This window comes from Pseudomonas sp. CCI1.1 (genome assembly GCF_034348165.1).
Classification (GTDB): Bacteria; Pseudomonadota; Gammaproteobacteria; order Pseudomonadales; family Pseudomonadaceae; genus Aquipseudomonas; species Aquipseudomonas paracarnis.
The window spans coordinates 1,040,815-1,060,511 of record NZ_CP133780.1; the positions used below are offsets into that span (position 1 = coordinate 1,040,815).

Genomic DNA, 19,697 nt, shown 5'->3' on the forward strand with positions numbered 1-19,697 from the left:
AGCAAGTTCCGAAGCAATTGCTGGCATTGTGACCTTAGCGGCGCAAAAAGTCCCGTCCGCTTGCGTGCTGACTCGCCAAGGTACCGGCGCCATGCGCTTGACCGCATCCGCTGCCAATCAACGCACAAACATAGCGTTGAGCGATGTTATTCGGGCAAACTTGCGGTTTTCCCGCATTTGGCCAAGGCATGCCCATGACACCCGCGTCGTCCGTCGATGAAAAAAGCTTTCGTACCCTGCTGAGCCGGAACGTGGCCCTGCCCTTGGGCGTGGGCGTGCTCAGCGCGGTGTTTTTCGTCTGCCTGATTACCTATTTGCTCTCGGTGATCCAGTGGGTGGAGCACACCGACCGCGTCATTAACAACCTCAATGAGACGTCCAAACTGACGGTTGACCTGGAAACAGGGATGCGCGGGTTCCTGATCACCGGTGACGAGCACTTCCTTGATCCGTACGAAGTGGCCAAGCCGCGGATCATTGCCGACCTGCGCAATCTGCAAGACCTGGTAGCCGACAATCCGCAGCAGGTTGACCGGCTCAAGCGCTTGGAAACCTTGCAGACCGAATGGAACACCTACGCGCAGTCGATGATTGAGCTGCAGCGCAACAGCGGTGATTACCGTGGCGCGGTCAAGGCGGGCCGGGGCAAGCGGCTCACTGATGAAATTCGCAAGGAATACGAAGACGCGGTGGCGATGGAGCAGCAGTTCCGTATCACCCGTAACGCAGAGGTCACCCGCACGACGGTGATCAGTGTCACGCTGTACTTGGTGTTTGTACTGGGGTTGAGTGGTTTTCTGGCCTACATCGGCAGGAAGAATTTAATCTCACTTTCAAAGAGTTACAGCGCAAACCTCGCGTCACAACAGAAGATTGCACGGCGCCTCGAGCAAACCGCCTGGCTGCGCAATGGCCAGACCGAGCTGGCCGAGCAAGTACTCGGCCAACTGACCCTGAACATGCTGGGACGCAATATCCTGCAATTCTTCGCCCAGTACATGGGCTCTGCGGTCGCCGCGCTGTACGTGCGTGAAGAACACGGCGGCCTCAAGCGCGTGGCCACGTATGGTTTCTCCCGCGAGCAGGAACAGCAAGAACAGTCGATCTACAGCGACGAAGGCATCGTCGGGCAGGCCGCTCAGCTCAATCGTCTGATTCGCCTGGACGATGTGCCGGTGGATTACTTCAAGGTCAGTTCCGGTCTTGGCGAAGGGGCCACTCGCAGCATCCTGGTGATGCCGACCAGCGATGATGACCGTGTCAACGGCGTAGTCGAGCTGGGCTTCCTGCGCCCTCTGGATGAGCGTGATATCGAACTGCTGGAACTGATCGCCGGCAATATCGGCACCTCCATCGAAGCCGCGCGCTATCGCCAGCGCTTGCAGGAAGTGCTGGCCGAGACCCAGCAACTCAACGAAGAGCTGCAAGTGCAGCAGGAAGAGCTCAAGACCGCCAACGAAGAGCTCGAAGAGCAATCGCGCATCCTCAAGGAGTCCCAGGCTCACCTGGAAACCCAACAGGCTGAGCTTGAACAGACCAACGAGCAACTCGCCGAACAGACCCAGACCCTGGCCGAACAGCGCGACGCCATGGACCGCAAGAACATCGAGCTGAACCAGGCCCAGCTTGAGCTGGAAGACCGCGCCGATGAGTTGCAGCGCTCCAGCAAGTACAAATCCGAATTTCTTGCCAACATGTCCCATGAGCTGCGCACACCGCTCAACAGTTCGCTGATCCTGGCCAAACTGCTGGCGGATAACCCGCAGGAAAACCTCAGTGCCGAGCAGGTCAAGTTTGCCGAGTCGATCTATTCGGCCGGCAATGACTTGCTCAACCTGATCAACGACATCCTGGATATTTCCAAGGTCGAAGCCGGCAAGCTGGAAGTGCGCCCGGAAAACGCCAGCGTCGAGCGCCTGGTGGATGGCCTGCGTGGCATGTTCGAGCCGCTGGCAATGGACCGCAAACTGGGCTTCCAGGTGGACGTGCAACAAGGCTCGCCAACCCTGCTGTTTACTGATCGCCAACGCCTGGAGCAGATCCTCAAGAACCTGTTGTCCAACGCCATCAAGTTTACTGAACAGGGCGAGGTCAGCCTGTCGGTGTCCCGCGCGCCGGGGGAGGGCATTGCCTTTACCGTGCGCGATTCCGGCATTGGTATCGCCCCGGATCAACAGGAAAGCATCTTCGAAGCTTTCCGCCAGGCCGACGGCACCACCAATCGCCGTTACGGCGGTACTGGCCTGGGCTTGTCGATTTCCCGTGACCTGGCCACCTTGCTGGGCGGCTATATCAGTGTGACCAGCGAACCGGGCAAAGGCAGTATTTTCACGCTCGTATTGCCTGAACAGTATGTGGAACGCGACGAGGCCGCGGCGCCGATCGAGCCACCGCGCCAAGTGGTGGTCGCGCCGGCACCAACGCCCGTCAAGGTATCGCCGCTGCCGGTGGCTGACGCCGAGTTGATCCCGCGCTTTGCCGATGACCGCGAAAAAGCGCCGTTCAGCACTCGCTGCATCCTGGTAGTGGAAGACGAGCCGAATTTTGCGCGCATTCTGTTCGATCTTGCCCACGAGCTGGGTTACCACTGCCTGGTCGCCCACGGTGCCGACGAGGGCTACAGCCTCGCCGAGCAATACATCCCCGACGCGATTCTGCTGGACATGCGCTTGCCCGACCACTCAGGACTGACTGTGCTGCAACGCCTCAAGGAACACGCCAACACGCGCCACATCCCGGTGCACGTGATCTCTGTGGAAGACCGTGTCGAAGCCGCCATGCACATGGGTGCCATCGGTTATGCGGTCAAGCCCACCACCCGCGAAGAGCTCAAGGACGTGTTCGCGCGCCTGGAAGCCAAGTTGACCCAGAAGGTCAAGCGCATCCTGCTGGTGGAAGACGATGACCTGCAGCGCGACAGCATTGCCCGCCTGATCGGCGACGATGACATCGAGATCACTGCCGTAGGCTTCGCCCAAGAGGCCCTCGACCTGTTGCGCACCACCATCTACGACTGCATGATCATCGACCTCAAGCTGCCGGACATGCTCGGCAACGAGCTGCTCAAGCGCATGGCCACCGAGGACATCTGCTCGTTCCCGCCGGTGATCGTCTACACCGGGCGCAACCTAACCCGGGACGAAGAGGCCGAACTGCGCAAGTATTCACGCTCGATCATCATCAAGGGCGCGCGCTCGCCCGAGCGTCTGCTGGATGAAGTCACGCTGTTTCTGCACAAAGTCGAATCCCAGTTGTCCCATGACCGCCAGAAGATGCTCAAGACCGCCCGCAGCCGCGACAAGGTGTTCGAGGGGCGCAAAATCCTCTTGGTGGACGACGACGTGCGCAATATCTTCGCCCTGACCAGCGCCCTGGAGCACAAAGGTGCTGTGGTGGTGATCGGGCGTAACGGCCAGGAGGCTATCGATAAACTCAATGAAGTCGAAGATATCGACCTGGTGCTGATGGACGTGATGATGCCGGAGATGGACGGTTACGAGGCCACCGCCTTGATCCGCCAGGACCCACGCTGGAAAAAACTGCCAATCATTGCCGTGACGGCCAAGGCCATGAAGGACGATCAGGAGCGTTGCCTGGCAGCAGGCTCAAACGATTACCTGGCCAAGCCGATTGATCTGGACCGCCTGTTCTCACTGATTCGCGTATGGCTACCGAAGATGGAACGCATTTAAGTGGAGCAGTGTTTCTTGGATAAGAGCAGCGATATTGAGCTGCGCCTGTTGATCGAGGCGATTTACCTCAAGTACAGCTACGACTTTCGCGACTATTCGGGCGCGTCGGTCAAACGCCGTGTGGCCCATGCCTTGCGTCAGTTCGACTGCGCGACCATTTCCGCACTGCAAGAGCGCGTGTTGCACGACCCTGCAGCGTTCATGCAGTTGCTGCAATTCTTGACCATCCCGGTGAGCGAGATGTTTCGCGACCCGTCGCACTTCCTCGCGATTCGCCAGGAAGTCGTGCCGCTGCTCAAGACCTACCCGTCGATCAAGATCTGGATCGCCGGCTGCAGCACAGGCGAGGAGGTGTACTCCATGGCCATCCTGCTGCGTGAAGAAGGCTTGCTGGAACGCACCATCATCTACGCCACGGACATCAACCCGGCGTCGCTGGATAAAGCCAAGCAGGGCATCTTTTCCCTGGAGAACGTGCGCGCCTATACCGCCAATTATCAGCAGGCCGGCGGGCAACGTTCATTTGCCGACTACTACACAGCAGCTTACGATTACGCGATCTTTGACAAGACATTGCGCGAGAACGTGACCTTTGCCGATCACAGCCTGGCGACCGACAGCGTATTTTCAGAAACGCAATTAATTTCATGCCGTAACGTATTGATTTATTTCAATAAAAAATTGCAAGATCGAGCGTTTGGCTTGTTTCATGAGTCGCTGTGTCATCGCGGCTTTTTGGTGCTGGGCAGCAAGGAAACCCTGGATTTTTCCGCCTACAGCAAGCAATTCGAACCCTTGGTCAAGCAGGAACGGATCTACCGAAAATCATGAGCGACGCGCCGGACACCCCGATTTCGGGGATCGAAGCCATCGTCGTCGGCGCGTCCGCCGGCGGCGTCGAGGCGTTGCTGAGTATTTTCGGCCAGTTGCCCAGTACCTTCGGCCTGCCGATCATTGCCGTGCTGCACCTGCCGGACGAGCGCCGCAGCCAATTGGCGGAAGTCTTTGCCCGGCGCCTGAACATCCCGGTCAAGGAGGCGAGGGACAAAGAAGCGCTGGAGGCCGGCACCTTGTACTTTGCCGGACCTGGTTATCACCTGTCGGTAGAGCAGGACCGCAGCCTGTCCCTGAGCCAGGAAGACCGGGTGCACCATTCCAGACCCGCCATCGACTACCTGTTTTCCTCGGCGGCCGATGTGTATGGGCCTCGCCTGCTCGCCATTTTGTTGACTGGCGCCAACCAGGACGGCGCAAGTGGGCTGGCCCACGTCAAGCAATCGGGTGGCATCACCATCGTGCAGGACCCACAAGAGGCACGCATTGCCGTCATGCCCCTGGCGGCCCTGGCCTTGCACACACCTGACCATATTCTTTCCTTGAGCCGAATCGGCTCATTGCTGGCTTCCCTGGAACCCTTCCCATGTTAAGTACTGTCCAGGCCAAACTGCTGATCGTCGACGATCTGCCGGAAAACCTGCTGGCCCTAGAGGCGCTGATCAAGCGTGAGGATCGCCAGGTCTTCAAGGCATTGAGTGCCGATGAGGCGTTGTCCCTGTTGCTGGAACATGAATTCGCCATGGCGATCCTCGACGTGCAGATGCCTGGCATGAACGGGTTCGAGCTGGCCGAACTGATGCGCGGCACCGAAAAGACCAAGAACATCCCCATCGTGTTCGTCAGCGCCGCCGGGCGCGAACTCAACTACGCCTTCAAGGGTTATGAGAGCGGCGCGGTGGACTTCCTGCATAAGCCCTTGGATATCCATGCGGTCAAGAGCAAGGTCAATGTGTTCGTCGACCTGTATCGCCAGAGCAAGGCGATGAAGCTGCAAGTCGAAGAGCTGGAGCGTAGCCGCCGCGAGCAGGAACTGTTGCTCACGCGCCTGCAGGCCACTCAGGCCGAACTGGAACAAGCGGTGCGCATGCGTGACGACTTCATGTCGATTGTCGCCCACGAAGTGCGTACACCCCTGAACGGGCTGATTCTGGAGACCCAGTTGCGCAAGATGCACCTGGCGCGGGACAACGCCGCCGCGTTCACTCTGGACAAGATGCACGCCATGGTTGACCGCGATGAGCGCCAGATCAAAAGCCTGATCCGTCTGATCGAAGACATGCTTGACGTGTCACGCATCCGTACCGGCAAGCTGTCCATACGCCCGGCGCGTTTTGACCTGGCGCAGTTGGTGCGCAACCTCGTGCACAACTTCGAGCCACAGGTCGCCGCGGCTGAATCGTCGATGCAGTTGGCGGCAGACGAGCCTGTAGAGGGCCACTGGGATGAATTCCGTATCGAGCAGGTGATCACCAACCTGCTGACCAATGCCCTGCGCTACGGGGCTAAAAGCCCGGTGGATGTACGGGTGTATACCGAGCATGGCGAGGCGCGCGTGGAAGTGCGCGACCGTGGCATTGGTATCAGTGAAGACAACCAGAAGCGTATTTTCCAGCAGTTCGAACGGGTTTCCGCCAATCATGCCGCCGCCGGCCTGGGCCTGGGATTGTTTATTTCCGAGCAGATAGTAGCGGCCCATGGCGGCACCATCGAGGTGGAGAGCCAGATAGGCGAGGGCGCCTTGTTTCGTGTGTGCTTGCCCCTTGAGGCGACCGCGTGAAATCAATCGTCAGCTCGACGCAACCTCTGCGTGACCCCATGGTCGTAACTGCAGCAATTGACCGGACAAAGGCTTCCCATGAGTGAAGATGCACAAGATGTCGTACTGATCGTCGAGGACGACGAATCCATTATGTTTGTGCTGGGTGAGTACCTGGCAGGCTTGGGCTACCGGGTCTTGAAGGCGATCGACGGGGAGCAGGCCTTCGAAATCCTTGCGACCAAACCGCACCTGGACTTGATGGTCACCGATTACCGCCTGCCGGGTGGAATTTCCGGGGTGCAGATCGCTGAGCCGGCGCTCAAGCTGCGACCGGAACTGAAAGTGATCTTTATCAGCGGCTATCCGCAGGAAATTCTCGACTGCAACAGCCCGATCACGCGCAACGCGCCGATTTTGGCCAAGCCGTTTGATCTGGATACGCTGCAGGAGCATATCCAGCGTTTATTGGCGTGATGATTCAAACGAGACGCGCAAGTTTTGTGCGATAGCAAAAGTTCTTCTCGAACCACCGAGAAGAACCTTTTTGAGGTATTGCGCGTTTTTCCCGCTTGACGACATCCTTTATGCCGAAGGCACGAAATCCTTCAAGGGAAGACCAAACGGCTGTTTACTGACAGGGTCAAGGGCATACCATTTGCCGTTTTTCTGGGTGGCAGCGATTGCTGTTGTTGTCCCTTGCATGTTGGCGTTGCCTATTGTGGCGTTCTCAACGTTCCTGAAGATCTTTACAGGGTCATACTTGATTTTAAACGAAGGTTGATTATTCCGTCCGGGACCACTGGTCGCCAAGTAAGTTATACCTTCTTGCACGAAGCCTTGCGCAATACCCTTTGGATCGATAGGGTTGAGTGCGCCTATGGCGCCACGCACCAATCTTTTTGCGGTACTTCCAAACGCAGACGAGCCCGCTCTGGCACCAGCGCCAGCGGCCCGCACCGCCCCACCGGCGCCGGCAAGAAGAAAGCCAAAAACATCAAACGCCACATCGATGAGGCCCTCGCGCCAGTTTCCTGCGATAAAGTTTTTGACGGCGTTATAACCCGGAATAAGCCCTACTACAAAATCTTCGATTTTTTGCCAGAAAGGGACTTCACCATCGAATGCAGTGGTGCCCCGCAGTGACTCTGCGTTATCCCGAATACTGATTTTTTTTACCAAGGCGTCAGCGATGTACTGTGTCTTTTCGCTGGCGAAGCTGTTGGGCGCGTTGTTGACGTTGTCGTTTGACCGAGGCGCTAGGACATCTTCCTTGTAGTCGCCATCCGGGACGATAGGAATAAGGCTCCGTGTGCGGACCACACTGTCACCTACGGGAGGGAGGGGGCCGGTCGACTTGTCAGGTATGCCAGGGATGGTTGCGGGTGTTTTATCATTCAAATCCTCACGTTTGCGAATAATATTATTTGGCCCATCTATTTCATAAGTATGAATGCCTTTACGGCCGCTTGCATCTACAAACTCGCTTTGCACAATGATGCTGTGGGGCGAAGGTTCTAACCCTACTGGTGTGCTAGAAGCGCCAGAGTAGGTAACGTCAACTTCTCTGGATACAGTGATTTTCCCATGCTCAATTATATTTCGGTCTTCAACAGGGAGTTTGGAAATCAAGTTCTTGACTTGCGTTTGCGTGGCTCGTTCAAAGCGATCGAATAAAACAGAAAGCTGTGCTTCGAAGGTAGACACTACGAAGCTGTTTGTAAATTTTCGCAAGGCGATGGTGCTAAGGTCGATATCTTTATCGCTGGATGTATAGCTATCCAAAGCGACATCCTTATGGTGTCGCTCCGCGTTAATCAATATATCCACCAATGAGTAGGGCCCTGGAAATTCCAAAAAGCCAGAGTCCTTTGGTGTCAGCACTTTTCGTTTGATTTGCTCTTCCGACAAGTGCGGATTTTGTTCTTTGATGCTGGCCACTGCCATTTCATGCAGCACAGGGAACGGCGTTGCAAACGTCTTGGAAGACTCATTCAACTGATGCATCTGCTCATTGAATGCAGCGCGCACCTTTGCCATATCTTCTTCTGAGTATTGATCTGTGCTGCTCCTGGTCAGCACACCATTGTAAACGCCCCAGTCTTTCAGGGCGTCCGTTTGAGCCTGCTGCTCAACCAGTTTGTCTGCCAGCGTTATTGGCGCCAGTTCATGTCGCATCATGACTTGGGCATACGTCATTCGGCTGGTCGAGCCAGGAGCCTCAGCCTCTATACGGGCTACTGCCGTAACGAAACTGACCCAAGAGTGGGTACCCTTGGTCAATGTTTCGGGTATGTCTTTGACCAGGAGTTCCGGAGCCTTGCGGGCCAATAGAACTTCCATGGCCAGCACGCCGTTGTAATGGTTCGTCACTCCGGTTTCGCGCAAGTGATCAGACAGCGTTGCGTATATGTCTTGGGCGTTCATTCCGGAGAGGTTCATGTTGGCGAGGTCGAAGCCTGCAACTTTAGTCCTGTTCGAATCGGGTGAAGTTGCGTTGATGCTGAGGGGGTCCAACGAGTCGTAGAGCGCTGTCAACATCCAATCAGCGATCACGTTAGGCGATGCAATTTCGCCAAATTCGCGCTCCGCCGCAAGGGCGAATTTTTTAACATTGGGAAACTCCAGGACGTTGTCAATGCCGCGGCTACGATCTTCCAGAAAGCTTGCACCGAAATTCTGTCGATATTCAACCCCGCGAGTCAAATAGGCGAGCAGGGTGTTTTCTGGCTGACCTTCCAAAAACTTACTGGTCATGGCGGCAAGTGCACGCCGATCATCATTGCTCATCGGCGTTGGCCATGAGTGCGCCCCACCTAGATTGCCATGCGCCGGTTTTTCAATGGGAGGGCTTGCCAACGACTGCGCAATGTTCTTTAACTCCGACGCATTAGTTGGAAGTACTATGCCATGCCCTACGAGGTAGTCGCGCAGTGTCACCGCCACATCCGGTTTCAGATTGTGGTCCCGGAAGTAGGAAGAGGTGGGATCTATCTCAACTGGCGTATCCAGAACATTTTGCAACCGTTGCTTAATGGTTAGCTGGAGCTTTTCGATAGTTTCTTCGTAACCAGATCTTTTTTGCCAGAATTGGAGCTCGGCCTCCAGGTCCTCAAGGTCCTTAGCTTTTTCGTTTACGACGTTTGATATTACCCCAATCACGGCATTTCGATTGTTCAGATCCCCCAACTCCGACACTTGATTATTCAGGTATTGCTGGGGAGGGAAATTAAACCTCTCATTGTAGGTGTCAGAATCCGGATCCTGCAGTTTATCAAGTAGCTGCTGGATGGATGCCTGTCGCTGAGAAGGCGATAGTATGCGGTCGGAGGGCACGGCATGACCATGAAACCGTGCGATGTCTGCGATCGTTGCGGTGGTCGCGGTGGATGCGGTATCGAAACTTACGACATTGCCGGGGCCTGCCAGCGTTTTGGCAACACTCATGAGCAGGGGCCAACCCGTAAAGCTGTGAATATCCAAGGATTTGGCGGTGGGCGTGGGCGGTGAAAAGTCGAAGGGGTTTCGCTGTTTGGCCCCCGTGGTAGTGACGTCGAGGGTACCGCTGTCGACATTGATAGTAAGCGGCTTTGATAGGTCTACATCATTCTGCTTGGCCCAGTCCTTGAACGCAGGGCTTCCAAGTAGTTTAAGCATCAGCGCACGCGTCTGCCCTAAGGACGAATTCCACGGGATTCTGTCAACTTCAACTTCGCGATAGTCTTGATTGTCACCCAACAAATCTCGCAACGTACCACCGTATATGCTGGCTAACCACTGATCCTTATCTTGCAGAGAGGTTTGTCTTGTTCCCGGAAGCTCTGTCGCGACCTCGAGGCGGGCAGATTGCGGTTGTGGAACGGCGCTTGCCAGTTGGGGCGTATAAAGCTCGGAAAAGCGTGAATTGGAAATGGCAGTCATCAGAAATATTCCTGGTCGATGTGGGTAGTGCGTTATTCGCCAACGTATGTGGAAAAAAACTCACATCGATTCCATCTGCTGCCTGCTAAACCGTGACGACTTATTGCCACATGTGGCCGCTCTACGCCTGGATCATCTCCCGCACCTTGGCCGTCAACAAATCAAACGTAAAAGGCTTGGTGATCAGTTGCATCCCCGGGTCCAGGAAGCCACCCCGCACCGCGGCGTGCTCGGCGTATCCGGTAATAAACAATACTTTGAGTTCCGGACGAATCTGCCGGCCGATTTCCGCTAGTTGTCGGCCGTTCATCCCCGGCAAACCGACGTCGCTTATCATCAGGTCGATGCGCTGTTCGGATTCAATGATCGGCACCGCCGCATTCGCGTCCCCAGCCTCGATAAACCCGTAACCCAGTTCTTTGAGCACCGCGCTGACCAACACCCGAACTGCGGGATCATCCTCGACGATCAAAACCGTTTCCCCTGCATTGGCAAACGGCAGCAATGTCGGGTTGAGCGGCTCCTGAGCTTGGGGCTCACCGATAAAGCGCGGCAGGAACAAACTGACCGTCGTACCTTTGCCGACTTCGCTGTGGATGGTCACATGCCCACGAGACTGGCGAGCGAAGCCGTAGATCATCGACAGCCCAAGACCGGTGCCTTGGCCGATGGGTTTGGTGGTAAAAAACGGATCAAACACGCGATCCATCAGGTGTTGCGGTATGCCGCAACCGTTGTCGCTGACACTCAGTTCTACGTAGTCGCCCGGGGTCAAGGTGCCGTAGGCGGCGGTAAAGACACTGTCGAGGTGACGATTGGTGGTCTCCACGGTCAGCGTGCCACCCGTGGGCATGGCGTCGCGCGCGTTGATCACCAGGTTGAGCAGGGCGCTTTCGAGCTGGTTCGGGTCGGCCTCGGCCGTCCACAAGGCGTCGCTCAGGCGCATGTCCAGGTTGATACTTTCGTTGATGCTGCGTTGCAATAATTCGCCCATGGACGTGACCAACTGGTTGATCTGCACAGGCTTGGAGTCCAGTGATTGTCGACGGGAGAACGCCAACAGTCGATGGGTGAGGCTCGCCGCGCGGTTGGCCGAGGTCACGCCCAGGTCGATCAGGCTGTCCAGGTCATCCAGTTTGCCCCGGGACACACGTCGGCGTAGCAGTTCCAGGCTACCGATAATGCCGGTAAGCATATTGTTGAAGTCATGGGCGATACCACCGGTCAACTGGCCAACGGCTTCCATTTTCTGCGATTGACGCAGGGCTTCTTCATTGTGACGCAGTTGGGCGGTGCGTTCCTCCACTTGCTGCTCAAGCGTTTCCAAAGTGCGCTGGAGACGCAACTCACTCTCGCTCAAGTCAATCAACCGGTCCCGCGCTTCGTACTGGCGCCGTCGACCGCGCAGGGCCGCGCTCACCAGACTGATCAAGGTGATGGGATGGAACGGCCGCTCCAGAAACGTGACGTTGCCCAGCAAGCCGCTCAGCCGCGTCGAGCCGTTCTGCTCTTTGCCGCCATGCTGGGTCATCAGCACGATAGGCAGGTCGGACCAGGCCGGTTGCTGATGCAACAGCTCGAGTAACGGCTCAAGGTCGACGCCACGCAGTGCCTCAGCCGCAATGATGAGCAGCCCGGCGCCTTGCGTCAGCTCTTCGCACAGAGCGGCCAGGCTGTTGGCGACAATCCCGCTGTAACCGGCTTCGTTAAGCATCATCAGCGCCAATGAGCCATCGCGGCCCATGGGCGCCAGCACGATGGCACGCTCGTAGACGGGAGACAGGGCCGGCACTAGCCCTCATCCTTGAGCAGAGGGGAGCCGGCACCCATATAGGTTGGAATGCCCCGCAGCACACCCTGGAAGTTATCCAGGGGTACACCTACCGTCATACCGCGGCTGCCGATGCGATATTCACGAATGGTCGACTCGTGGGAGCCCGTTCTTTTTTTGATGACCGAAATGGCCCGGCGAACTTTACCCAGGGCCTCGAAATAACGCAGCAAGATCACGGTGTCGGCCAGGTAGGTGATGTCGACCGGCGTCTGCATGTCGCCGACCAGGCCGTGCTGGGCCACCGTCATGAAGGTGGCTGCACCACGGCGGTTAAGGTATAGCAGCAGTTCATGCATATGCAGGATCAGCGCGTTTTCTTCGGGCATGGCCGCTTGGTAGCCGTTGATACTGTCGATGACCACGGTCTTGATACCGCGCTCATCCACGCAGCGGCGAACCCGGTGGGAAAATTCGCCGGGGGAGAGTTCGGCCGCGTCGACCTGTTCGATCAGCAGGTTTCCGGTGTCTCGTAAGGCGGCGAGGTCGATGCCCATGTTCTTCATGCGCTCGAACAGCAGGCCCAGCTCTTCATCGAAGATGAACAGCGCAGCCTTTTCGCCACGGGCCACGGCGGCGGCAGCGAAGATCATCGAGATCAAAGACTTGCCGGTACCGGCCGGGCCGAGAATCAGGCTGCTGGAGCCGGTCTCGATCCCCCCGCCGAGCAGAGAATCCAACTCCTCGATACCGCTGCTCAAGGTTTGACGGTTGTAACCGCCGCGATGTTCGGCCGCCACCAGGCGCGGGAATACGTGAATGCCGTCGCCCATGATGGTGAAGTCGTGGAAGCCGCCACGGTATTTCTGGCCCCGGTACTTGACCACACGGATACGCCGACGCTCGGCGCCATAGTTGGGCGTCAGCTCCTCCAGGCGAATCACCCCGTGCGCAACGCTGTGCACGGTCTTATCCAGGGATTCGGTGGTCAAGTCATCCAGCAGTAACACGGTGGCGTCATAACGCACGAAGTAGTGCTTGATCGCCAGGATCTGCCGGCGATAGCGCAACGAGCTTTGCGCCAGAAGGCGGATCTCAGACAGGCTGTCGACCACCACGCGGGTCGGCTTGACCCGCTCTACCACTTCAAAGATCTGGCGGGTGGCTTCACCCAGCTCCAGGTCAGAGGAGTACAGCAGGCTTTGCTGGTGATCGGCGTTGAGCAGGCTTTCCGGTGGGGTCAGCTCGAAGATATGAATATGTTCATCCAAGTCCCAGCCGTGGGATTTGGCACCCTGGCGCAGTTCGTGCTCGGTTTCGGACAGGGTGATATATAAGCAACGTTCGCCGTTCTGCGCACCGGCCCGCAGAAAATGCAGGGCCACGGTGGTTTTACCGGTGCCGGGTTCGCCTTCGAGCAAAAACACGTGGCTTCGCGATAGCCCCCCGGCAAGAATGTCATCAAGACCTTCGACGCCGGTGGCCGCCTTTTCACTCAACAGCTGTTTGGATGTACTCAAGAAGTGCCCTCAGGTCACGTACAAGTAGAGGGGCACGCCGACTGGGACGCGCCATATTCACTTGACCGTAGTGGCCACTAGCGGTTCAACGTTTTGGATGAATTGTACGAAGAGAGGTCGCTTTACACGTTTTTGCGGTGCTGAGCTGATCGCCTATCAGAGGCCCTGTTGTAGCGCCGGATCATCCGGGTTCTGTTGCTCCAGTTGGGCGAGCAGCACCTGAACGTTCTGCAACTGCCCGGTCTCTTTCCAGTAATTGACCAGCAACACGCGGGCTTTGCGATTGGCGGGATGCCGCTGGACGATTTCTTCCAACTGGCGCTGGGCCGCCTCTACTTCGTCCTGGGCGTGCAGGGTGGTGGCCAGGTCATAGCGATAATCCGGGTTGTCTGGCGCAAGCTCCACCGCCTTGGACAGGCCGAGCAGGGCGTAGGGGCGCTCGCCATGGTGCAACAGCCACATGCCCAAGGCATGTTGCAGGTAGGCCGACTCCGGATGCGCCGCCAGTTGCCGGGCCAGCAGTTGGCGCGACTCGTCGGTCTTGCCTTGCTTGTCCAGCAGTTCGATTTGCGATACCACCGCTTGCAGGTTGTCCGGCTGCAAGCGCATTGCCTGCTCCAGGGCGTTTTGCGCCTCCGGCAGCAGGGCGCTGTGGATGTACAGGCGCGCCAATTGAATCCAGCCTTCAGCGGTTTCGGGCTGGGCCTTGAGCGTTGTCACGAATTCATCGAGCACCTGCTGCAGTGGGCCAAAGTACAAACCCAGTGTATCGGGCGACAGGCCCAGCAAGGCGTTGGCGGCGGCAAAGCGCACCGATTGTTCCGGATCGTCCAGCACCGGGCCGAGCAGTAAGGTGCGCTGGCCAGTGGGCACCAGGCCGACGATGCTGTGAATAGCGGCTTCGCGCACCAGCGCCGACTCATTGGCGAGGTCTTTATCGGCCAGCTTCAGCGCCTGGGGGCTGGGGTAATTGGGCAGCTCAGCATGCAAGGCGGCGCGGCGCTCGGGCGACAGGTCCGGCCGGCCCAACTGTTGGTACAACACACGTGCGGCGCCGGGCTCGCCGTTATGCGCCTGCTTCAAGGCCTTGGAATAGCCATGGGCGATGGCTGGGGGTACGGCCACTGCAGGGGTGCGGGAGAAAAACCAGGTGATCAGTACGATCAACAACAGGGCGCACAGGCCGATGATGGAGTAACGGCGTGACTTTGACATGCAGGCGTCCGAAAGCTTGGGCAGCAAAGTTCCAAGCTTCGGTCAGTGCGAGGCGAGTGTCAAACCCGCGTCAGGTCAGCACGTAGTCCGCTGGCTCCAACGCTGGCGGCAGGTTGACTTCACCAAGGGCGGCGAGGATCTCGCGCTCCAATGTCCGCAGGATAGCATCACACGGCAAGTCGTTTTCGTCGAAGCCGAAGGGGTCTTCCAATTCGTCGCCAATCGCATCCAGGCCAAAGAAGGTGTAGCTGACAATCGCGGTGAACACTGGCGTCAACCAGCCAAGTGGCTCAGCCATGGCGAATGGCAGCAAGATGCAGAACAGGTAAATGGTGCGGTGCAACAGCAGGGTGTAGGGAAAGGGCAGTGGCGTGGTCTTGATGCGCTCGCATGCCGCCTGCACCTGGCTCAGGCTGACTAGCCGGGCTTCCAGTTGGGTGTAGCGCCATTCGCTGATCACGCCCTGTTGTGCCAGGACCGAAAAGCGCGCACCGACCGTTTGCAGCACGCTGTCCGGCAAGTTGGGGTGGCCCACTGGCATGCTGATCCAAGGGTGTATCGCCCGGGCTTGATCTTCATGGCGCAAATGCGCGACCAAGCCATGGGCAAAACCGCACAGGCCGCGCAGCAGGCCAGCACGCTCGGCGGTGTCCCCCAGCACCTGGGTCTCGCGAATCAGCGAGCGCACGTCAATGACCATTTGCCCCAGTTGCTTGCGGCCCTCCCACCAACGGTCGTAGCAGGCGTTGTTGCGAAAACTCATGAAGATCGACAGTGACAGGCCCAACAAGGTGAAGGGCGTAGCGTTGACCTTGGAAAAATAGGCGGGGTGCAGGGTTTCCACCAGCACGATGACCGAGGCCAACAGCGTGACCAGCAGGCTGCGCCAGGCAATGCGCTTGGCAATGGAGCCTTTGAGGGAGAACAGGATACCCAGGACGTTGGGTTTAGGGCGAACGATCATGGAGGGCTTCTGTGGCGTGCAGGCGGTCAGATTAGAAGCTGCTATGCATCGCGTCCAATCACTTGGATCGACCGCCTGATCAGTCGACTCAATGACTAACGTGGGAGCCGGGCAGTACATAACCCTGTGGGAGCTGGCTTGCCTGCGAAAGCGGTGGTGCAGTGACAGCTGTGGTGACTGACCCACCGCCTTCGCGGGCAAGCCCGCTCCCACCGAAAAGCGAAAAAGCCCCCCGCGTTTCGCTACGGACTGGCCAAACCAGTCAGCCAAGTTGAAAGCTTTGACCATTGCCGCTGCGCCGCTCTGGAGCGACTATTTCAGCGCTTTTCTCGAGTTGAAAACGTCCTGAAAATAAAAACACAGAAGGATAGGAAGCGATGCGTGAGTATTTGGCTGCCACCACCGAGTTTGATTACCAGCACACCGTCGACGCCGCACTGGCCGGCAACCTGCAAGCGCTCAATGCCTGCGTGGAATGCTGTGACCGTCACGCGTTGCCGGGGCGCATCGCGTTGTTCTGGGAGGGCAAGGACGGACGCAGCGCCACGTCAACCTTTACCGAACTGCAAGAGCAGGCCGCGCGTTTCGCCAACTTCCTCTTGGCCCAGGGCGTCAAGCGCGGTGACAAGGTGGCGGGCCTGTTGCCCCGTACTGCCGAATTGTTGGTGGTCGTGCTGGCGACGTGGCGCATCGGCGCGGTCTATCAGCCGCTGTTTACCGCGTTCGGACCTAAGGCAATTGAACATCGCTTGAACAGCTCGGGCGCAGCGCTGGTGGTCACCGATGCAGTGAACCGTCCCAAGCTGGCGGAAGTCGCCGACTGCCCGACCATCGTCACGGTCGCCGGGGCCAAGGGCGAAGGTATCGTGCGGGGCGACTACAGCTTCTGGGCCGAACTGCCCAGCTACTCTTCTCACTGCGAGCCGGTGCTGCTGGGCGCAGAGGAGCCGTTCCTGCTGATGTTCACCTCCGGCACCACCGGCCCGTCCAAGGCGCTGTCGGTACCGCTCAAGGCCATCGTCGCGTTCCAGGGCTACATGCGCGACGCCGTGGACTTGCGCCCCGAGGACGCATTCTGGAACGTTGCCGACCCTGGCTGGGCCTATGGCATCTATTTCGGCGTGACCGGGCCGTTGTCCATGGGGCACCCGATCACCTTCTACGATGGCCCGTTCACCCTGGAAAGCACCTGCCGGGTCATCAATAAATACGCCATCACCAACCTGACCGGTTCGCCCACGGCGTATCGGCTGTTGATTGCCGGTGGCGAACAGTTCGCCGGTTCGATCAAGGGCAAGCTGCGCATCGTCAGCAGCGCCGGTGAGCCTTTGAACCCGGAGGTGATCCGCTGGTTCGCCGACCACCTGGGCGTGACCATCCACGACCATTACGGCCAGACCGAGCTGGGCATGGTGCTGTGCAATCACCATGGTTTGGCGCATCCGGTGCATGTGGGCTCGGCGGGTTTTGCCTCGCCAGGGCATCGCATCGTGGTGCTGGATGACAACCATCAGGAGCTGCCAGCCGGCCAACCCGGCATCCTGGCCATCGACCGCGAGCAATCGCCTATGTGCTGGTTTGCCGGGTACGACGGCGTGAAAACCAAGGCGTTCGTCGGCAAGTACTACCTCAGCGGCGATACCGTGGAGCTGAACCCGGACGGCAGCATCAGCTTTGTCGGACGCAGCGACGACGTGATCACTACATCCGGCTACCGCGTGGGCCCCTTCGACGTGGAAAGCGCGTTGGTCGAACACCCGGCGGTGGTCGAGGCTGCCGTGGTCGGCAAGCCTTGCCCGGAGCGCACTGAGCTGGTCAAAGCCTTTGTGGTGATCAGCGAGCAATACCGCGCCACCCCGGAGCTGGCTGAAGAGCTGCGCCTGCATGTGCGCCAGCGCCTGGCCGCCCATGCGTACCCGCGGGAAATCGAATTTGTCAGCGACTTGCCCAAGACCCCGAGCGGCAAGCTGCAACGCTTTATTTTGCGCAATCAGGAAATAGCCAAGGCCCAGGCGGCCGTGGCTTGACCCTTTTAAAAGGAAACAACGATGCAGATTGAAAACAAGGTATTCCTGGTCAGCGGCGGCGCGTCGGGCCTCGGCGCGGCCACGGCCGAAATGCTGGTCGCCGCGGGTGCCAAGGTGATGCTGGTGGACTTGAACGCCGACGCCGTGACTGCCAAGGCCAAGCAACTGGGCGACAATGCCCGCAGCGCCGTGGCGGACATCAGCCAGGAAGCCGCTGCAGAAGCGGCCGTGACGGCGGCGGTCGAGGCCTTTGGGGGCTTGCACGGCCTGGTCAACTGCGCGGGTGTCGTGCGTGGCGAGAAGATCCTCGGCAAGAACGGCCCGCACGGCCTGGCGAGCTTTGCCCAAGTCATCAACGTCAACTTGATCGGCAGTTTCAACCTGCTGCGCCTGGCCGCTGCGGCGATCGCTGAAACCGAGGCGAATGCCGACGGCGAGCGGGGCATCATCATTAATACCGCCTCGGTGGCGGCATTCGATGGGCAGATCGGCCAGGCTGCGTACGCCGCGTCCAAGGGCGCGATCGCCAGCCTCACCTTGCCTGCCGCGCGGGAACTGGCGCGCTTTGGTATCCGGGTGATGACCATTGCACCCGGCATTTTCGAAACCCCGATGATGGCCGGCATGACCGACGAAGTCCGCAACTCCCTGGCTGCCGGCGTGCCGTTCCCGCCACGCCTGGGCAAACCCGCCGAATATGCCGCGCTGGTACGCCACATCATTGAAAACAGCATGCTTAATGGTGAGGTGATCCGTCTCGACGGTGCCTTGCGCATGGCCGCCAAATAGGAGCAATGGCTATGAACGATCCAATTGTTATTGTCAGCGCCGTGCGCACGCCCATGGGCGGGTTCCAGGGCGACCTCAAAAGCCTGACCGCGCCGCAACTGGGCGCAGCCGCCATTCGTGCGGCGGTCGAGCGTGCCGGTATCGCCACCGATGCCGTCGACGAAGTGCTGTTTGGCTGTGTACTGCCCGCCGGGCTTGGGCAAGCGCCTGCTCGCCAGGCTGCCTTGGGCGCCGGGCTGGACAAGGGCACGCGCTGCACCACCCTCAACAAAATGTGCGGTTCCGGCATGGAAGCGACGATTCTGGCCCACGATTCGCTGCGCGCTGGCAGTGTCGATGTGGTGATCGCGGGCGGCATGGAAAGCATGTCCAACGCCCCGTACCTGCTGGACCGTGCGCGCAGCGGCTACCGCATGGGCCACGGCAAGGTGCTGGACCATATGTTCCTCGACGGCCTTGAAGATGCCTACGACAAGGGGCGCCTGATGGGCACCTTTGCCGAGGACTGCGCCGAGCACAATGGTTTTACCCGTGAAGCTCAGGACGCGTTTGCCATCGCTTCCCTGACCCGCGCACAAGAGGCTATCACCCACGGCAGCTTTGCCAGTGAAATCGTCCCGGTGCAGGTCACCGTGGGCAAAGAACAAAAAACCATTCTGCACGATGAGCAACCGCCGAAAGCCAGGCTGGACAAGATTGCCAGCCTGAAACCGGCGTTCCGTGACGGCGGTACAGTGACAGCAGCCAACTCCAGCTCGATCTCCGATGGCGCCGCGGCGTTGTTGCTGATGCGTGAGTCCGAGGCGCTCAAGCGCGGCCTCAAGCCGTTAGCAGTGATCCACGGGCACGCCGCGTTTGCCGATGAGCCTGGGCTATTTCCGGTGGCGCCGGTGGGGGCGATTCGCAAACTGATGAGCAAGACCGGCTGGAGCCTCGACGAGGTGGACCTGTTCGAAATCAACGAGGCCTTCGCCGTGGTCAGCCTGGTGACCATGAGCAAGCTGGAGATTCCCCATGACAAGGTCAACGTGCATGGTGGTGCCTGTGCATTAGGCCACCCCATTGGTGCCTCCGGCGCACGCATCCTGGTGACGTTGCTCGCGGCCCTGCGCCAGAAGGGCCTCAAGCGTGGCGTCGCCGCTATCTGCATTGGCGGCGGTGAAGCCACGGCCATGGCCGTTGAATGCTTGTATTGAGGATGACCT

Annotated in this window: 13 protein-coding genes; 8 read left to right on the forward strand and 5 right to left on the reverse strand. The window is 58.7% G+C overall.

Features of this window, described 5'->3' with window-relative positions:
* The first annotated feature begins 194 nt into the window (after window positions 1-194).
* From RHM69_RS04530 to RHM69_RS04550, 5 genes are all read left to right on the forward strand, one after another.
* Complete coding sequence (locus RHM69_RS04530; protein ID WP_020302771.1) at window positions 195-3,692, forward strand: response regulator; 3,498 nt, start codon at window positions 195-197, stop codon at window positions 3,690-3,692.
* Window positions 3,693-4,523, forward strand: a complete 831-nt coding sequence (locus RHM69_RS04535) for a CheR family methyltransferase (protein WP_019817062.1) — start codon at window positions 3,693-3,695, stop codon at window positions 4,521-4,523.
* On the forward strand, window positions 4,520-5,119 hold the full coding sequence (locus RHM69_RS04540; protein ID WP_020302772.1) for a chemotaxis protein CheB: 600 nt from the start codon (window positions 4,520-4,522) through the stop codon (window positions 5,117-5,119). The genes RHM69_RS04535 and RHM69_RS04540 overlap by 4 nt, the downstream gene beginning before the upstream one ends.
* Complete coding sequence (locus RHM69_RS04545) at window positions 5,113-6,306, forward strand: hybrid sensor histidine kinase/response regulator (protein ID WP_014718483.1); 1,194 nt, start codon at window positions 5,113-5,115, stop codon at window positions 6,304-6,306. Before RHM69_RS04540 ends, RHM69_RS04545 begins: the two co-directional genes overlap by 7 nt.
* Before the next feature lie 78 nt (window positions 6,307-6,384).
* Complete coding sequence (locus RHM69_RS04550) at window positions 6,385-6,762, forward strand: response regulator (RefSeq protein ID WP_005788286.1); 378 nt, start codon at window positions 6,385-6,387, stop codon at window positions 6,760-6,762.
* Between the two features lie 108 nt (window positions 6,763-6,870).
* Here the strand turns inward: RHM69_RS04550 and RHM69_RS04555 are convergent, their stop codons facing one another.
* The 5 genes from RHM69_RS04555 to RHM69_RS04575 form a co-directional block, all read right to left on the reverse strand.
* Window positions 6,871-10,206: a hypothetical protein gene (locus RHM69_RS04555; protein WP_060767420.1), complete on the reverse strand. Its 3,336-nt coding sequence runs from the start codon at window positions 10,204-10,206 to the stop codon at window positions 6,871-6,873.
* 121 nt (window positions 10,207-10,327) lie between these two features.
* Window positions 10,328-11,998 carry an ATP-binding protein gene (locus tag RHM69_RS04560; protein WP_020302775.1) on the reverse strand — a complete coding sequence of 557 codons (1,671 nt, stop codon included), beginning with the start codon at window positions 11,996-11,998 and terminating at the stop codon, window positions 10,328-10,330.
* A complete protein-coding gene (locus RHM69_RS04565; RefSeq protein WP_014718480.1) occupies window positions 11,998-13,497 on the reverse strand; it encodes an ATPase domain-containing protein in 1,500 nt (499 codons plus the stop codon). The genes RHM69_RS04560 and RHM69_RS04565 overlap by 1 nt, the downstream gene beginning before the upstream one ends.
* A 156-nt stretch (window positions 13,498-13,653) precedes the next feature.
* Complete coding sequence (locus RHM69_RS04570) at window positions 13,654-14,712, reverse strand: tetratricopeptide repeat protein (RefSeq protein WP_003191245.1); 1,059 nt, start codon at window positions 14,710-14,712, stop codon at window positions 13,654-13,656.
* A 70-nt stretch (window positions 14,713-14,782) separates the two neighbouring features.
* Window positions 14,783-15,676, reverse strand: coding sequence for a bestrophin family protein (locus RHM69_RS04575; RefSeq protein WP_014718479.1), 894 nt, complete (start codon window positions 15,674-15,676; stop codon window positions 14,783-14,785).
* A gap of 377 nt (window positions 15,677-16,053) precedes the next feature.
* Between RHM69_RS04575 and RHM69_RS04580 the strand changes: the two genes are divergently transcribed.
* Genes RHM69_RS04580 through RHM69_RS04590 form a run of 3 tightly spaced genes read left to right on the forward strand, consistent with a single transcriptional unit; the run spans window position 16,054 to window position 19,688 of the window.
* Entirely contained in the window at window positions 16,054-17,703 is a 1,650-nt protein-coding gene (locus RHM69_RS04580; protein ID WP_014718478.1) for an AMP-binding protein, read from the forward strand.
* A gap of 21 nt (window positions 17,704-17,724) precedes the next feature.
* Window positions 17,725-18,492 carry an SDR family NAD(P)-dependent oxidoreductase gene (locus tag RHM69_RS04585; RefSeq protein ID WP_060767419.1) on the forward strand — a complete coding sequence of 256 codons (768 nt, stop codon included), beginning with the start codon at window positions 17,725-17,727 and terminating at the stop codon, window positions 18,490-18,492.
* Window positions 18,493-18,503: 11 nt separating this feature from the next.
* Complete coding sequence (locus RHM69_RS04590) at window positions 18,504-19,688, forward strand: acetyl-CoA C-acyltransferase (RefSeq protein WP_014718476.1); 1,185 nt, start codon at window positions 18,504-18,506, stop codon at window positions 19,686-19,688.
* The last annotated feature ends 9 nt before the right edge of the window (window positions 19,689-19,697 follow it).

What these genes read in the sequence shown, in the direction of transcription:
- RHM69_RS04575 (WP_014718479.1), bottom strand. Translation starts at nt 15,676, where the DNA reads ATGATCGTTCGCCCTAAACCCAACGTCCTGGGTATCCTGTTCTCCCTC.
- RHM69_RS04540 (WP_020302772.1), top strand. Translation starts at nt 4,520, where the DNA reads ATGAGCGACGCGCCGGACACCCCGATTTCGGGGATCGAAGCCATCGTC.
- RHM69_RS04585 (WP_060767419.1), top strand. Translation starts at nt 17,725, where the DNA reads ATGCAGATTGAAAACAAGGTATTCCTGGTCAGCGGCGGCGCGTCGGGC.
- RHM69_RS04580 (WP_014718478.1), top strand. Translation starts at nt 16,054, where the DNA reads ATGCGTGAGTATTTGGCTGCCACCACCGAGTTTGATTACCAGCACACC.
- RHM69_RS04570 (WP_003191245.1), bottom strand. Translation starts at nt 14,712, where the DNA reads ATGTCAAAGTCACGCCGTTACTCCATCATCGGCCTGTGCGCCCTGTTG.
- RHM69_RS04555 (WP_060767420.1), bottom strand. Translation starts at nt 10,206, where the DNA reads ATGACTGCCATTTCCAATTCACGCTTTTCCGAGCTTTATACGCCCCAA.
- RHM69_RS04550 (WP_005788286.1), top strand. Translation starts at nt 6,385, where the DNA reads ATGAGTGAAGATGCACAAGATGTCGTACTGATCGTCGAGGACGACGAA.
- RHM69_RS04545 (WP_014718483.1), top strand. Translation starts at nt 5,113, where the DNA reads ATGTTAAGTACTGTCCAGGCCAAACTGCTGATCGTCGACGATCTGCCG.
- RHM69_RS04590 (WP_014718476.1), top strand. Translation starts at nt 18,504, where the DNA reads ATGAACGATCCAATTGTTATTGTCAGCGCCGTGCGCACGCCCATGGGC.
- RHM69_RS04530 (WP_020302771.1), top strand. Translation starts at nt 195, where the DNA reads ATGACACCCGCGTCGTCCGTCGATGAAAAAAGCTTTCGTACCCTGCTG.